This is a genomic window from Photobacterium kishitanii (genome assembly GCF_000613045.3).
Taxonomy (GTDB): Bacteria; Pseudomonadota; Gammaproteobacteria; order Enterobacterales; family Vibrionaceae; genus Photobacterium; species Photobacterium kishitanii.
In genome coordinates, this window is sequence record NZ_LN794352.1 from 3,161,766 (window position 1) to 3,177,275 (window position 15,510).

At 43.7% G+C, this 15,510-nt stretch carries 9 protein-coding genes; 3 read left to right on the forward strand and 6 right to left on the reverse strand.

Features of this window, described 5'->3' with window-relative positions; all coding sequences use genetic code 11:
- Window positions 1-43: 43 nt before the first annotated feature.
- Together brnQ and PPBDW_RS14600 are read right to left on the reverse strand one after the other, a co-directional pair.
- The gene (gene brnQ / locus PPBDW_RS14595) at window positions 44-1,348 is read right to left on the reverse strand and encodes a branched-chain amino acid transport system II carrier protein (protein WP_036788940.1); all 1,305 of its coding nucleotides are present in this window, start codon (window positions 1,346-1,348) and stop codon (window positions 44-46) included.
- 588 nt (window positions 1,349-1,936) lie between these two features.
- Window positions 1,937-2,524 (reverse strand): YjaG family protein, encoded by a 588-nt coding sequence (locus tag PPBDW_RS14600; RefSeq protein ID WP_036788942.1) that lies wholly within the window; start codon window positions 2,522-2,524, stop codon window positions 1,937-1,939.
- A 67-nt stretch (window positions 2,525-2,591) separates the two neighbouring features.
- On the opposite strand from PPBDW_RS14600, the gene PPBDW_RS14605 reads away from it, so the two are divergent.
- Both PPBDW_RS14605 and PPBDW_RS14610 read left to right on the forward strand, forming a co-directional pair.
- Window positions 2,592-3,503 carry a D-2-hydroxyacid dehydrogenase gene (locus PPBDW_RS14605; protein WP_036788944.1) on the forward strand — a complete coding sequence of 304 codons (912 nt, stop codon included), beginning with the start codon at window positions 2,592-2,594 and terminating at the stop codon, window positions 3,501-3,503.
- A gap of 27 nt (window positions 3,504-3,530) precedes the next feature.
- Entirely contained in the window at window positions 3,531-4,148 is a 618-nt protein-coding gene (locus PPBDW_RS14610) for a uracil-DNA glycosylase family protein (protein ID WP_036788946.1), read from the forward strand.
- 127 nt (window positions 4,149-4,275) lie between these two features.
- On the opposite strand, the gene hemE is transcribed toward PPBDW_RS14610, so the two are convergent.
- Together hemE and nudC are read right to left on the reverse strand one after the other, a co-directional pair.
- Window positions 4,276-5,343 carry a uroporphyrinogen decarboxylase gene (hemE, locus tag PPBDW_RS14615; RefSeq protein WP_036788948.1) on the reverse strand — a complete coding sequence of 356 codons (1,068 nt, stop codon included), beginning with the start codon at window positions 5,341-5,343 and terminating at the stop codon, window positions 4,276-4,278.
- A gap of 84 nt (window positions 5,344-5,427) precedes the next feature.
- Window positions 5,428-6,204: an NAD(+) diphosphatase gene (gene nudC / locus PPBDW_RS14620; RefSeq protein ID WP_036788950.1), complete on the reverse strand. Its 777-nt coding sequence runs from the start codon at window positions 6,202-6,204 to the stop codon at window positions 5,428-5,430.
- Window positions 6,205-6,352: 148 nt separating this feature from the next.
- Here nudC and PPBDW_RS14625 point away from each other — a divergent pair, with 148 nt between their 5' ends.
- Window positions 6,353-6,832 carry an Rsd/AlgQ family anti-sigma factor gene (locus tag PPBDW_RS14625; RefSeq protein WP_036788952.1) on the forward strand — a complete coding sequence of 160 codons (480 nt, stop codon included), beginning with the start codon at window positions 6,353-6,355 and terminating at the stop codon, window positions 6,830-6,832.
- Between the two features lie 217 nt (window positions 6,833-7,049).
- On the opposite strand, the gene rpoC is transcribed toward PPBDW_RS14625, so the two are convergent.
- Window positions 7,050-11,267: a DNA-directed RNA polymerase subunit beta' gene (rpoC, locus tag PPBDW_RS14630; RefSeq protein ID WP_036788954.1), complete on the reverse strand. Its 4,218-nt coding sequence runs from the start codon at window positions 11,265-11,267 to the stop codon at window positions 7,050-7,052.
- A 102-nt stretch (window positions 11,268-11,369) separates the two neighbouring features.
- Complete coding sequence (gene rpoB, locus PPBDW_RS14635) at window positions 11,370-15,395, reverse strand: DNA-directed RNA polymerase subunit beta (RefSeq protein WP_036788956.1); 4,026 nt, start codon at window positions 15,393-15,395, stop codon at window positions 11,370-11,372.
- Window positions 15,396-15,510 lie beyond the last annotated feature (115 nt).

The window sequence follows — 15,510 nt, forward strand, 5'->3', positions numbered from 1 at the left end:
CCCTTTTTTATTAGCATCATTAGCCCTAACCGCAATTTAGCTGCTAACCGTTATTGACACAATAACGCTCACCCGTCATACGGCTCACAACCCAACCAATAATCAATACCACCACTGTTGGTAAAATCCAGCCTGCGTAATAATGATATAGCGGTAAATGTGCCGTTAAAGCATTATCGATTGCTGCTGGCATCGCCCCCAAAATATGCACTGCATCAATACAACCAAAGGCAGTTGCGGTTGCGACGACAGCTAAGACTGCAACTTGGGATAATTGATGACGCAATGGTGCAATCAGTAACAACGCAATCGCAATCGGATGTAATGCGACCACAACGGGTAACGTTACTGCTAATAATTGTGCTAAACCGACATTGGCAACCAAGCCTGATAGCACCATAATCACCCACACACTTTTACGGTAAGTGACTTTACTAAAACTACGGCTATAAAACTCACTGCCAGCGGTTGTTACGCCAATCGCCGTCGTCAAACATGCCAAGACCAACACTGAACCCAAAATAATAATACCAAAAGCACCAAAATGCGCGTTAGTGAAAGCAGTCAGAATTTCACCACCATTGGCGAAGTTAGTCCCTAAATTCGCGCTGGTAACTCCAATGTACGCCAATGATAAATACACTAGCGCCATCGCGGTGGCATACATTAGAGCCGCAATAAATGTATATTTCGCAATCGCTTTCGGGCACTTAACCCCCATGCCTTCAATCGCTCTGAAAATCACCCAGCCAAAACCAATCGAGCCTAACGCATCCATGGTCATGTAACCCTGAGTCATACCTTCTGCCATTGCACCTGTCGCATAGGGACCAGAGGCCACTTCAACCTGACCTGACGGATATAGCACCGCAACTACGGCCATAATGGTTAAAATCGTTAATAACACCGGCGTCAACCATTTACCTAAAGTATCAACTAACTTACCTGGGTATAAAGAAAATAAAATCGCCGCTAAGCAGAACACTGCAGAAAAAGGGATTAAACCACTATCACCGATAAACGGTGCCAAACTAAATTGATAAGCAACGGTGATGGTACGTGGAATAATAAATGCTGGGCCAATCACAATAAACAACATCACCCAGAACCCGGTCGCTAACGGTTTTGGTAACGCTGCAGTTAAATTATCAGAGCCACGTACCCAAGCCACAATCACTAATGCTATTGCAGGTAAACCGACGCCAGTTAATAAAAAACCCGCCATACCACTGAGGAAATTATCTCCAGCTTGGTAACCTAGATAGGGAGGGAAGATTAAATTGCCAGCACCTAAGTACATAGCGAATGTCATGAAGCCTAAGGCGGCGATATTGCGTGCACTTAACATAGTATTCCTTGGTAATTACTTTTTAGCTTGGAGAAAGCGAGACGGGAAGTGGTGAAGTCTATCCTGCCGGCTTGCTCACAAGCTGACAGAAAAATGGTATGGCCTGTCAGCCCTGAATAAGATTCAGAGAGAGCAAGAGCTGTGAAGTAGCAATCGATGCTGTGCTATCAGCAACCATTGGTGGGATGAAGCAAGATACAATAGTGTTTACGATAGAATATTTCATATTTGCCTCCTTCAAACCAACAGACCACGAATGTCGTAGCAAACCAGCTACGCAGTGGTTATGTTATAAACGCTGCGGGGATGTAATTACAAGAGCCAAAATAAAATAAGTGGAATGGCGTAAAGTTAACTCACCAACCAGTCATATACACTGCTTTTCAAGTTTAAAATCAGAATAAACGACCATAACGAATTAAACAAACTGTTAACAAAAAACACCTGACGCCTAATTATTACATCATTAATGTCATTTATTCGTTACAGTTCAAAGCGTAATTTGGCAATATTTTGCTATAAAAATAACAACAGATATAAAAAAAGAAGCCAATTGGCTTCTTTTTTTATTTAATCATTAACGGATAATTACAATGCAATACCAATATTACTCACTGGCTCATCACGCAATTCAGCACGTAAATCTTTGATCAAATCAATATCACGGCGCTCTGCTTCTTTTAGAGCACGGAAAATTTCCCACTGAGTATCCCACTCAGCACATACTGCTTCATTTTGTTTTTGATTATCGTTAGTAATTTCAATACCCGTTTGCGCCGACTCTAAATCAGCGACGGTTTCAGCAGATAAAGCGCTTAGCTTTATTACTGTTTCTAACATTAAATCACGATCCAACATCGCGTGTAGAAGATCAGCTAGAGCAACACAAGCATCAATCGCAGGACGTACCGCATACAGATCGTAGTCATTTTCACTCGGTACCATGTCTTCTAACTTTTCAAGCTGACTTTCAAAGTTAATTTTGGCATTTTTAACCGTGAGGATCTCCCAAATACTGTCTAAGATCACTCGGTAACGTTGACCGTCTGTAAACTGTGTTTCTGCACAGAAAAAGGCGTAGTTTGGGTACATGCGCTCACATAACGACACCATAAATGTAAGGTGCTGCCAAGGTTCTAATTTTTCTAAACGTAACTGGACTGGATTCTTTAGCATGGGATAATCTACAGTAGTGATTTAGGTGGAAGTTTACTTGATAAACGAATGCTACAAAAGGAAAAGCATGATCAAAGTTAAGATCGTATCTCGCCAACAGCGACGTTATGTCGAATTACTCACTAACGCTAAGCTACCACAACTGAAAATCACCGAAGATCCACACCAAGCAACGGTGCTTATTGCTGATCCACCGTTGATCGCTACCAGCTTGAATAATTACCCGCATTTACAATGGTTACAATCCACTTATGCTGGTATTGATGCGTTAATTCAGCCCAATTTAAGACAAGATTATCAACTAACCAATATTCGCGGGATCTTTGGTCCATTAATAGCTGAATATATTATGGGTCAAATCCTCAACCACCAGCGCCATTTTTGTCGCTATGCTTTACAACAACAGCAGCAGCAATGGCAACCGATTCCTTATCAATCTATTGCTGGAAAAACCATGGTAATTATTGGTACGGGCACCATTGGCCAGCACCTCGCTAAGGTTGCAGCGGTATTTGGCTGCCATATCATTGGTATTAACCGTAGTGGTATCGCTGCCAGTGCTGATTTTAATCATACCTATCCAATCACAGCTATTGATACCGCTCTAGCTCAAGCCGACTATGTGGTTTCTATCTTGCCAGCGACATCACAAACCAATGATCTTTTTGATCAACAACATCTTAAACACTGTAAAAATGCGCTCTTTTTCAACGTTGGCCGCGGTAATAGTGTCAATGAAAACGGTTTATTGAATGCGCTTGAACAACATTATCTACAGCATGCGTTTTTAGATGTCTTCAAACACGAGCCATTACCAGCTGATCATCCATTTTGGCATCATCCCCAGATCACTATTACCCCTCACATTGCTGCAGAAAGCTTTCCTGAACAGGTTTTTACTCTCTTTAAAGACAACTATTCACGCTTCATACAACAACAAGAACTTATCTATTCCATTGATTTTAAACGTGAATATTAAACAGTTAGACTACTAAGCATTATTAATATGACAATACTACATTTAAGCAACATTCTAGATCAAGCTCGCCAATGTAAGATCTGCCTAGATCTTCCATTAGGGCCAAGACCTATTATTCAAGCGCATCAACAAGCGAAATTACTTATCATCGGCCAAGCCCCTGGAATAAAAGTCCATCAAAGTGGTATTCCTTGGAATGATGCCAGTGGTGAGCGTCTGCGCCGTTGGCTTGATCTCGATAGCGATACATTTTATGACCCAAGCCAAATTGCAATAATCCCGATGGGGCTCTGCTATCCTGGCAAAGGAAAATCAGGCGATCTGCCACCCCGCAAAGTCTGTGCTCCCCATTGGCACCCACAACTGTTACCGCTGTTACCAAATATAGGAATGACCTTACTCATTGGCCAATACGCCCAAAATTTTTATTTAGCAGATAAACCAGCCACATTAACTGCAACCGTGGCGGCTTGGCAGCAATGGGCACCACGATTTATTCCCTTACCTCATCCATCACCACGAAATAGTATCTGGCTCAAAAAAAATCCTTGGTTTGAAACTGATGTGGTGCCGTATATCCGTCACTATGTCCACCAGCACCTAGGGAAAATATCTAACCAAGAAATAGCAGATAATGAAGAATAGAAATAATTCATCAAAAAGCATCACTGGTTTTATTCCAATAACAAAAAACCCACACCGAAAAGGTCTGGGTTTTATTTTTCAATACCAACTAACAACTCGTACCTTAGTACTCACTGCTAAGTGATAATTACTTATGGTATGGCTTTGAAAGCTCATGTACCGCATCCACAAACACACCGGCGTTTTCAGGCGGCACATCAAGGTGAATACCATGACCTAAGTTGAATACATGACCAGTACCGCCATCACCAAAACCTTCAAGGATAGTGGCTACTTCTTGACGAATACGTTCAGGCTGAGCATAAAGCACTGATGGATCCATATTACCTTGAAGGGCAACTTTATCACCAACACGACGTTTAGCATCGCTAATATCAATCGTCCAATCTAAGCCAATCGCATCACAACCTGTCGCTGCAATTTGCTCTAACCACATACCGCCATTTTTAGTAAATAGAGTCACTGGCACTCGACGACCGTCATTCTCACGAATTAAGCCATCGACAATTTTATGCATATAGCGCAGTGAAAATTCATTGTAATCACGTGGGGTTAATACACCACCCCAAGTATCAAATACCATCACCGCTTGAGCACCAGCTTTGATTTGAGCATTTAAATACTCAATCACACTATCGGCTAGTTTATCTAGTAATAAGTGCAATGTTTGTGGCTCGGCATACATCATCTTCTTGATTTTAGTAAATGCCTTAGAACTACCACCTTCAACCATGTAAGTGGCTAATGTCCACGGACTACCAGAAAAGCCAATCAATGGCACTTCACCTTGAAGATCGTGGCGAATTTGGCGTACCGCATTCATCACATACTGCAACTCACCTTCAGGATCAGGAATACCAATGCGTTCTACATCAGCTTTGCAAGTAATTGGATGACTAAATTTAGGGCCTTCACCTGCTTCAAAATATAGTCCTAATCCCATTGCATCAGGAATGGTTAAAATATCAGAAAATAAAATTGCCGCATCTAATGGAAAACGCTTTAAAGGTTGTAGCGTTACTTCACTAGCTAGTTCAGCATTTTTACATAGCGACATGAAGTCACCAGCAACACCACGTGTCGCACGATACTCAGGTAGGTAACGGCCAGCCTGACGCATCATCCATACAGGTGTGCAATCTACGGGCTGCTTTAGTAATGCACGTAGATAGCGGTCATTTTTTAATTCGCTCATTTGAGACTCCACGGGTTAATTCTGCGTCATATTGTAGCACTCATTAATCTTAACAACCGAGTGCAATTGTTCGACAGGCTTTGATTAATGAGGAACATTTTCAGCATTCAATCTCAAAACAGTGTCGATAAGTCGTCGAGCAATCGTCCCCACAGGTGCCACCTCAGGTAACTGCTCTACGGTGGCCCAAATTGCATCAGTCAATTCTTCGTAGTCAGGTTTAATCTCACCACCAGCATAGTCGGCAATAAACCCAAGCATTAAATTAGAGGGAAATGCCCACGGCTGACTATCAAAATAACGAATATTTTTAACAGTAATACCGGTTTCTTCTAGCACCTCACGAGCAACACATTGTTCGGCAGTTTCACCTGGTTCAATAAATCCTGCAATCACGGTATACATTCCAGTTTTATGCCGAGGATGCTGCGCCAATAATAATTGCTGACCTTTACGAACCGCGACAATGACACACGGTGAAACGCGAGGATAATGAAGACTATTGCAGTGATTACAAGCCATAGCCAATACCTTAGTGTCTAATTGCATTCGATGGCCGCAATGACAACAAAAACGCTGGCTTTGGAGCATATAGTTCAATTGAATCGCTCTGCCTGCTAACGCAAATAACGCACTATCACAGCCCAGTAACTCTCTTAAGCTAAAGAAACTAGTATCATCAAAGCCACTTTCTTCAACCAGCCAATACACAGGTAACGATCCAAAATAACCAATAATTCGTTTAGTTATAGTGCTACAAATGAGTTGTTCACTCGAACATAAAGGCAAACACCCGTTTTGTAACAATAACTTGTCATTCCTAATCACACACCAATAAGCCTGATTCTCATTTTTTAACATTTTTATTACTTTCATCCTTGCAGCGGCGTAAATTTACTGGCAATCTAATCTTGAAACGGAATATTTATCCGAAACCATATCTCTTATATCAAGAGCCGGATCGCACAAGCATCCAATTAAGATGCTGATAGATCATGAGGATGTGCTCATGCTTAGTAAATTTGAACAAGTTAAGAAAGAATGGGGCGGCCATAACGATGTTATTGATCAATGGCTAATGATGCGCCAACAACTGCTAATCGATTACTGTAAGCTAATCGGTATCACTCCCAATGATGATAATCGTCATCTACCTACCGCGTCCAAACTATGTTTGTTTAGTGAAGATCTCGTCGATTATATTTCAGCGGGCCACTTCAAGATTTACGATAACGTAATGGAACGCTGGCATCAAACAGGCTTTTCGCCAACCGAAGAAATGTCTGCACTTTATGCAAAAATCACCTTAACCACTGAACCATTATTAAATTTCAATGATCGCTACGGCGCTATCAATGATAATGATCCATTAGACACCCTTGATAATGATTTATCACAAGTTGGCGAACTAATGGAATCTCGCTTCGCACTAGAAGATCAATTGATTGAATTAATCAGCGATAGTCTTGCTTGTCCTCCTGGTGCATAACCACCCAGAGCAATCGCAACTCACGCATTATTGTGGCAGTTTGTGACTGCCACTTATTTATTTGCACCTCGCACCTCGCACCTCGCACCTCGCACCTCGCACCTCGCACCTCGCACCTCGCACCTCGCACCTTAGGATTATTTCTCTCACAACCTAAATAACAGCCAATAAAAAAGGCACCCCGAAGGATGCCTTTTAGAATCAGTCACGCCAAGAATTAATTCTCGTCGTTAAGACCTGCATTCAATAGTGCCGCTAAGTCTTGAGAGGCTTGCTCTGCATCAACTTGTGGTGCTACTGGCTCCAGTTCAACATTACGTTGATTCTGGCGACGTTGGTGATAAGAGAAACCTGTACCCGCTGGGATCAAACGACCCACGATTACGTTTTCTTTCAGACCACGTAGCTCATCACGCTTACCAGAAACAGCTGCTTCTGTTAGTACGCGAGTTGTTTCCTGGAACGATGCTGCTGAGATGAATGACTCAGTCGCAAGCGATGCTTTAGTGATACCTAGTAAGTCACGTGAGAAACTTACTGGTGTCTTACCTTCAGCTTCAAGCTGACGGTTAGCAATCGTTACGCGAGAGAATTCAACTTGCTCGCCTTCTAGGAAATCTGAATCACCCTTAACAGTGATAGTTACCTTACGTAGCATTTGACGAATGATAGTCTCAATGTGCTTATCATTAATCTTAACGCCTTGTAGACGGTAAACTTCCTGAACTTCGTTAACGATATATTCTGCAACTGCGTGAACACCACGTAGACGTAGAATATCGTGCGGAGTTTCTGGACCATCAGCAATTACGTCACCCTTCTCAACTTTTTCACCTTCGAAAACGTTAAGTTGGCGATGCTTCAGGATCATCTCTTCGTACGGCTGACCATCAGTTGGCGTGATAATTAAACGACGCTTACCTTTAGTCTCTTTACCGAACGATACTGCACCAGTAATTTCAGCTAAGATAGCTGGTTCTTTAGGCTTACGCGCTTCGAACAAGTCAGCTACGCGTGGTAGACCACCCGTGATATCTCGGTTACCACTAGATTTCTGTGGAATACGAGATAATGTATCACCGATACCAACCATTGCGCCGTCATCAAGCTGAACAATCGCCTTACCAGGTAAGAAGTATTGAGCTGGCATATCAGTACCAGGGATCATTACATCGTTACCATCAGCATCAACAAGTTTGATAGCTGGACGCATATCTTTACCTGCTGCTGGGCGTGCTGCTGGATCAGTTACTTCGCTTGAAGATAGACCTGTTAGATCATCTGTTTGACGAGAAACTGTTACGCCATCAATCATATCAACGAACTGGATACGACCAGCCACTTCAGTGATGATTGGCATGGTGTGTGCTTCCCAGTTTGCTACTGTTTCACCAGCAACAACCTCGGCGCCATCACCTTTAGTTAGCAACGTACCGTAAGACAGTTTGTAGTTTTCTTTCGTACGACCAAGCTTATCAATGATACTTAGCTCAGATGCACGAGAAGTAATTACAAGCTTACCAGCATTGTTAGTTACGAACTTCGCATTATGCAGCTTCATAGAACCCGTAGTTTTCACTACGATCTTATTATCTGCTGCTGCTGCTGATGCCGCACCACCGATGTGGAACGTACGCATTGTTAGCTGTGTACCAGGTTCACCGATAGACTGCGCTGCAACAACACCTACTGCTTCACCTGAGTTGATCAGGTGACCACGAGCAAGGTCACGACCGTAACAGAACTTACAACAACCGAAATCGTTTTCACACGTTACTACAGAACGTACTTTAACTTGGTCAACAGAGTTAGCTTCTAGGATCTCACACCACTTCTCATCAAGAAGTGTATTACGAGGAGCTAGAACTTCTTCTGTACCAGGAAGTAGAACGTCTTCAGCAACAACACGACCTAGAACACGATCACCTAGTTGTTCCTTAACATCACCACCCTCGATTAGAGGCATCATGGTGATACCAGCGTAAGTACCACAGTCATCTGCTGTGATTACTACGTCTTGCGCAACGTCTACTAGACGACGCGTTAGGTAACCGGAGTTCGCTGTCTTAAGTGCCGTATCCGCTAGACCCTTACGAGCACCGTGCGTAGAAATAAAGTACTGGAGTACGTTTAGACCTTCACGGAAGTTCGCAGTGATCGGCGTTTCGATGATTGAGCCATCCGGCTTAGCCATCAGACCACGCATACCCGCCAACTGACGAATCTGTGCAGCAGAACCACGCGCACCAGAATCGGCCATCATGTATACACTGTTGAACGATTTTTGCTGTTCTTCTACGCCGTCACGGTTAATAACAGTTTCAAAAGACAGGTTATCCATCATCGCTTTAGCAACTTGTTCGTTAGCTGTAGCCCAGATATCGATAACTTTGTTGTAACGTTCACCAGCAGTCACAAGACCTGACTGGAACTGTTCTTGAATTTCAGCAACTTCTGCTTCAGCTTCAGCGATCTTAGTGTACTTAGCCGCAGGTACAACCATATCGTCGATACCAACAGATACACCAGAAAGTGCCGCGTAAGCAAAACCTGTGTACATAATTTGGTCAGCAAAGACAACAGTCTCTTTCATACCAAGCTTACGGTAACAGGTGTTAAGAAGTTTAGAAATTTGCTTCTTACCAAGTGCTTCAGTGTTTACAAGGCTAAATGGCAGACCTTTAGGAACGATAGGCCATAGCATTGCGCGACCAACAGTAGTATCAACTAATTGAGTATTCTCAATAAAGTTACCCTGCTCGTCTTTCACAAATTCTGTAATACGTACTTTAACGCGAGCATGTAGCTCTGCGTTTTTAGTAAGGTATGCTTTCTCAGCTTCCGCTGGTCCAGCAAGGTACATGCCTTCACCCTTCGCGTTTATTTTCTCACGCGTCATGTAGTAAAGACCCAATACAACGTCCTGAGAAGGTACGATGATCGGATCACCTGATGCAGGTGAAAGGATGTTGTTAGTAGACATCATCAAAGCACGAGCTTCTAGCTGCGCTTCTAGAGTCAATGGCAAGTGAACCGCCATCTGGTCACCATCGAAGTCGGCGTTGTATGCCGCACACACTAGTGGGTGAAGCTGAATCGCTTTACCTTCGATAAGGATTGGTTCAAACGCCTGAATACCAAGACGGTGCAATGTTGGTGCACGGTTTAGCATTACTGGGTGTTCACGAATAACTTCGTCTAGGATATCCCAAACAATCGCTTCTTCGCGCTCAACCATCTTCTTAGCAGCTTTGATTGTAGTCGCAAGACCACGAGTCTCTAGCTTGCCATAGATGAATGGCTTAAATAGCTCAAGTGCCATCTTCTTAGGAAGACCACACTGATGCAAACGCAGGTATGGACCTACGGTGATAACAGAACGACCAGAGTAGTCAACACGCTTACCAAGCAAGTTCTGACGGAAACGACCCTGCTTACCTTTGATCATATCAGCCAAAGATTTCAGAGGACGCTTGTTAGAGCCTGTGATAGCGCGGCCACGACGACCGTTATCTAGTAATGCATCAACAGATTCCTGCAACATACGCTTTTCGTTACGTACGATGATATCAGGAGCAGCCAGGTCAAGTAGACGCTTCAGACGGTTGTTACGGTTAATTACACGACGGTAAAGATCGTTAAGATCTGAAGTCGCGAAACGGCCGCCGTCTAGTGGTACCAACGGACGAAGATCCGGCGGTAATACTGGCAGTACAGACAGGATCATCCACTCAGGGTTGTTTCCAGACTGTAGGAATGCTTCAACCAATTTAAGACGCTTGGTTAATTTTTTACGCTTAGTTTCAGAGTTAGTTTCTTCTAGCTCTTCACGCATGTTTTCGATTTCAGCATTTAGGTCCATGTTGCCTAAAAGTGCTTTAACCGCTTCTGCGCCCATCTTCGCGTCGAACTCGTCGCCCCACTCTTCAAGTGCATCCAAGTACTGCTCTTCAGAAAGCAGCTGGCTACGCTCAAGGTTGGTCATACCAGGTTCGATAACAACGTATGATTCAAAGTAAAGTACACGTTCGATATCACGTAGAGGCATGTCCATTAACAAACCGATACGAGATGGTAGTGACTTTAAGAACCAGATGTGGGCAACAGGTGAAGCAAGCTCAATGTGACCCATACGCTCACGGCGTACTTTAGTCTGAGTAACTTCAACACCACATTTTTCACAGATCACACCACGGTGCTTCAAGCGCTTGTACTTGCCACAAAGACACTCGTAGTCTTTTACTGGGCCAAAGATACGTGCACAGAAAAGACCGTCACGCTCAGGCTTGAAGGTACGATAGTTGATTGTTTCTGGCTTTTTAACTTCACCAAAAGACCATGAACGAATCATGTCAGGTGAAGCTAGACCGATTTTGATAGCATCAAATTCTTCGGTCTTATGTTGTGCTTTCAGAAACTTAAGTAAGTCTTTCACATTCGGCTCCTGTGAGGAGTTGACCCATAAAGGCGCCAGGACTACTGGCGCCTTCATATTTATACCGGAGTAACTAATAAGTATAGGTGACTAACCTAAAACTTACTCGTCTTCCAGCTCGATGTTGATACCCAACGAGCGGATTTCTTTCAACAATACGTTGAATGATTCCGGCATACCAGGTTCCATACGATGATCACCGTCAACGATGTTTTTATACATCTTCGTACGGCCGTTAACGTCATCTGACTTAACGGTTAGCATTTCTTGAAGGGTGTATGCTGCGCCATATGCTTCAAGCGCCCACACTTCCATCTCACCGAAACGCTGACCACCGAACTGAGCTTTACCACCCAGCGGCTGCTGAGTAACAAGGCTGTAAGAACCGGTAGAACGGGCGTGCATCTTGTCATCAACCAAGTGGTTCAGTTTAAGCATGTACATGTAACCAACAGTTACAGGACGCTCAAACGGGTCACCAGTACGGCCATCAAACAACTTCAGCTGACCAGACGTTGGTAGACCACCTAATTGTAGCAATTCTTTAATTGATGATTCAGGTGCGCCATCAAATACAGGAGTTGCAATAGGTAGACCTTTACGAAGGTTTTGTACAAGTGTACGTACTTCGTCGTCTGATAGTTCAGCAATGTCAACCTTCTGGCGAGTATCGCCTAGATTGTAAACACGTTGTAGGAAGTTACGGAACTTGTGTAACTCCTGCTGTTCTTTCAGCATATCGTTAAGTTTGTCACCGATACCTTTCGCCGCAAGACCTAAGTGAGTCTCAAGGATCTGACCGATGTTCATACGTGACGGTACACCCAATGGGTTTAGTACGATATCAACCGTTTGACCTTTTTCATCGTATGGCATGTCTTCAACAGGGTTAATCTTAGAGATTACACCCTTGTTACCGTGACGACCTGCCATCTTATCACCAGGTTGGATACGACGACGAACAGCTAGGTATACTTTAACAATCTTAAGTACGCCAGGCGCTAAGTCATCACCCTGAGTGATTTTACGACGCTTAGTTTCAAACTTCTTATCGAACTCAGCTTTCAGTTCATCATACTGTTCTGCAAGCTGTTCCAATAGGTTTTGTTCTGATTCATCGTCAAGCGTTTGTGCAAACAATGTATCGCGGTTCATTGAAGAGATTTTCTCTTCGCCGTAACCTGCAGATAATAGAAGCGTACGAACACGAGCAAGAAGACCACCCTCAAGGATCTGGAATTCTTCTGTGATATCTTTCTTCGCTTCTTTCAGCTGCATCTCTTCAATTTCAAGAGCACGCTTGTCTTTCTCTACGCCATCACGAGTGAACACTTGTACGTCAATAATCGTACCAGTAACACTACCAGGAACACGTAAAGATGAATCTTTAACGTCAGAAGCTTTTTCACCAAAGATAGCTCGTAGAAGCTTCTCTTCAGGAGTCAGTTGCGTTTCACCCTTAGGTGTCACTTTACCAACTAGGATGTCGCCACCCTTCACTTCCGCACCGATGTAAACGATACCTGATTCGTCTAACTTAGAAAGCGCTGCTTCACCCACGTTAGGGATATCGGCAGTGATTTCTTCAGAACCCAACTTCGTATCACGAGCCACACAAGAAAGCTCTTGAATATGGATAGTTGTGAAACGATCTTCCTGAACTACACGCTCAGAAACCAAGATGGAGTCTTCGAAGTTATAACCGTTCCAAGGCATGAATGCGATACGCATGTTTTGACCAAGCGCTAGCTCACCAAGGTCTGTTGAAGGACCATCAGCAAGTACATCACCACGTGCTACTGGCTCGCCAGGTAGTACGGTTGGACGCTGGTTAATACATGTGTTCTGGTTAGAACGGGTGTACTTAGTTAGGTTATAGATGTCGATACCTGCTTCACCAGGAATCAACTCGTCTTCGTTAACTTTGATAACGATACGAGAAGCATCTACAGACTGAACTTGGCCGCCACGTTTAGCAACAGCAGTTACACCTGAATCAACACCGATTTGACGTTCAATACCAGTACCAACTAACGGCTTATCAGCACGGATAGTAGGAACGGCCTGACGTTGCATGTTCGCACCCATAAGGGCACGGTTAGCATCATCGTGTTCTAGGAACGGGATTAGCGATGCCGCCACAGATACAACCTGGTTGGTTGCAACGTCCATGTATTGAACATGGTCGCGTGGGTGCAAACCTGAATCGCCTTTCTGACGCGCAGTGATCAGTTCGTCAGCAAAAGAACCATCTTCGTTAAGCGCGGCGTTTGCCTGTGCAATAACGTATAGACCTTCTTCAATTGCTGATAGGTATTCGATTTCGTCCGAAACTTTTCCGTCAACAACTTTACGGTAAGGTGTTTCCAAGAAACCGTAAGGGTTACAACGCGCAAATACAGATAGCGAGTTGATTAGACCGATGTTTGGACCTTCAGGAGTTTCGATAGGACATAGACGACCGTAGTGAGTCGCGTGTACGTCTCGAACCTCAAAGCCAGCACGTTCACGAGTCAGACCACCTGGACCAAGCGCCGAGATACGACGTTTGTGAGTAACTTCTGACAACGGGTTGTTCTGGTCCATAAACTGTGACAACTGAGAAGAGCCAAAGAACTCTTTCACTGCCGCAGAAATAGGCTTCGCATTAATCAGGTCTTGAGGCATGATTGCATCAAGATCGCCTAAACTTAGACGCTCTTTAACAGCACGCTCAACACGAACTAGACCTACACGGAATTGGTTTTCAGCCATTTCGCCCACAGAGCGAATACGACGGTTACCAAGGTGGTCGATATCATCAACCTCGCCTTTACCGTTACGGATATCGATCAACTTCTTCATCACATCAATGATGTCGTCGTTGCTCAAAATACCAGGACCAGTTGTTTCTTCACGAAGAAGAGAACTGTTGAACTTCATACGACCAACAGCAGAAAGATCGTAACGATCTTCTGAGAAGAACAAGCTTTCAAATAATTGATCAGCTGCTTCACGTGTTGGTGGCTCGCCAGGGCGCATCATACGGTAGATTTCTACCAATGCACTTAGGCGGTCAGTACTGTTATCCACACGTAGTGTGTCTGACATGTACGGGCCGTGATCTAAATCATTCGTAAATAGAACTTCAATAGATTTATGACCAGCCTGAGATAGAAGTGCTAGTGCTTCCAAGCTTAATTCTTGGTTAGCCGTAACAATCAGTTCGCCAGTTTCTTCGTTGATATAATCACGAGATGCAATTTTGCCAACGATATATTCAACAGGTACTTCGATACTATCAATGCCATCTTTCGCCAATTGACGAATATGACGAGCAGTGATACGACGACCTTGCTCTACGTAAACTGTACCGTTTGCTTCGATATCAAAGCTTGCAGTTTCACCACGTAGACGATCAGGTACCAACTCCATAACTAAAGACTTACCACGAACTTCGAAATTAATCTTATCGAAGAACATGTCAAGAATCTGTTCAGTTGTGTAGTTAAGTGCGCGAAGGATAATAGACGCAGGTAATTTACGACGACGGTCGATACGTACGAAAACATTATCCTTAGGATCGAACTCGAAATCCAACCATGAACCACGGTAAGGAATAACACGAGCGTTATATAACACTTTACCTGAGGAGTGGGTTTTACCCTTATCGCTGTCAAAGAATACACCAGGACTACGGTGCAGCTGAGATACGATAACCCTCTCGGTACCGTTAATAACGAATGTACCGTTATCTGTCATGAGCGGAATTTCGCCCATGTAAACTTCTTGTTCTTTAATGTCTTTTACGGTGCCAGCCGGCGCGTCACGGTCATACATGACCAGACGTAGCTTCACGCGTAGTGGAGCAGAATAAGTTACGCCACGAATTTGACATTCTTTGACATCGAAGACCGGCTCACCGAGACGATAGCTAACGTATTGCAGCTCGGAATTGCCATTATAGCTCTGGATTGGAAAAACAGAGCGAAAGGCAGCTTCTAGACCGTAATGCCCTTCTGGATCCTGCTCGATAAATTTTTGGAAAGAATCAAGCTGGATCGATAGCAAGTATGGTGCATCCAACACTTGTGGACGCTTACCAAAATCCTTACGGATACGCTTTTTCTCGGTATAAGAGTAAACCATAGGTTCCTCAGATCGCTGATAAGTGATCCAAACTACCCCATATCACATGCGGGGGTAGTGACTAATCGTTGTTTTTTGTAGTAGGAATATTCCAATAAAACTAGAATATTTTTCA

Bases quoted from the DNA above. Each gene is read 5' to 3' on its own strand.
- rpoB (WP_036788956.1), bottom strand. From the start codon at position 15,395: ATGGTTTACTCTTATACCGAGAAAAAGCGTATCCGTAAGGATTTTGGT.
- PPBDW_RS14600 (WP_036788942.1), bottom strand. From the start codon at position 2,524: ATGCTAAAGAATCCAGTCCAGTTACGTTTAGAAAAATTAGAACCTTGG.
- brnQ (WP_036788940.1), bottom strand. From the start codon at position 1,348: ATGTTAAGTGCACGCAATATCGCCGCCTTAGGCTTCATGACATTCGCT.
- nudC (WP_036788950.1), bottom strand. From the start codon at position 6,204: ATGTTAAAAAATGAGAATCAGGCTTATTGGTGTGTGATTAGGAATGAC.
- PPBDW_RS14605 (WP_036788944.1), top strand. From the start codon at position 2,592: ATGATCAAAGTTAAGATCGTATCTCGCCAACAGCGACGTTATGTCGAA.
- hemE (WP_036788948.1), bottom strand. From the start codon at position 5,343: ATGAGCGAATTAAAAAATGACCGCTATCTACGTGCATTACTAAAGCAG.
- PPBDW_RS14625 (WP_036788952.1), top strand. From the start codon at position 6,353: ATGCTTAGTAAATTTGAACAAGTTAAGAAAGAATGGGGCGGCCATAAC.
- PPBDW_RS14610 (WP_036788946.1), top strand. From the start codon at position 3,531: ATGACAATACTACATTTAAGCAACATTCTAGATCAAGCTCGCCAATGT.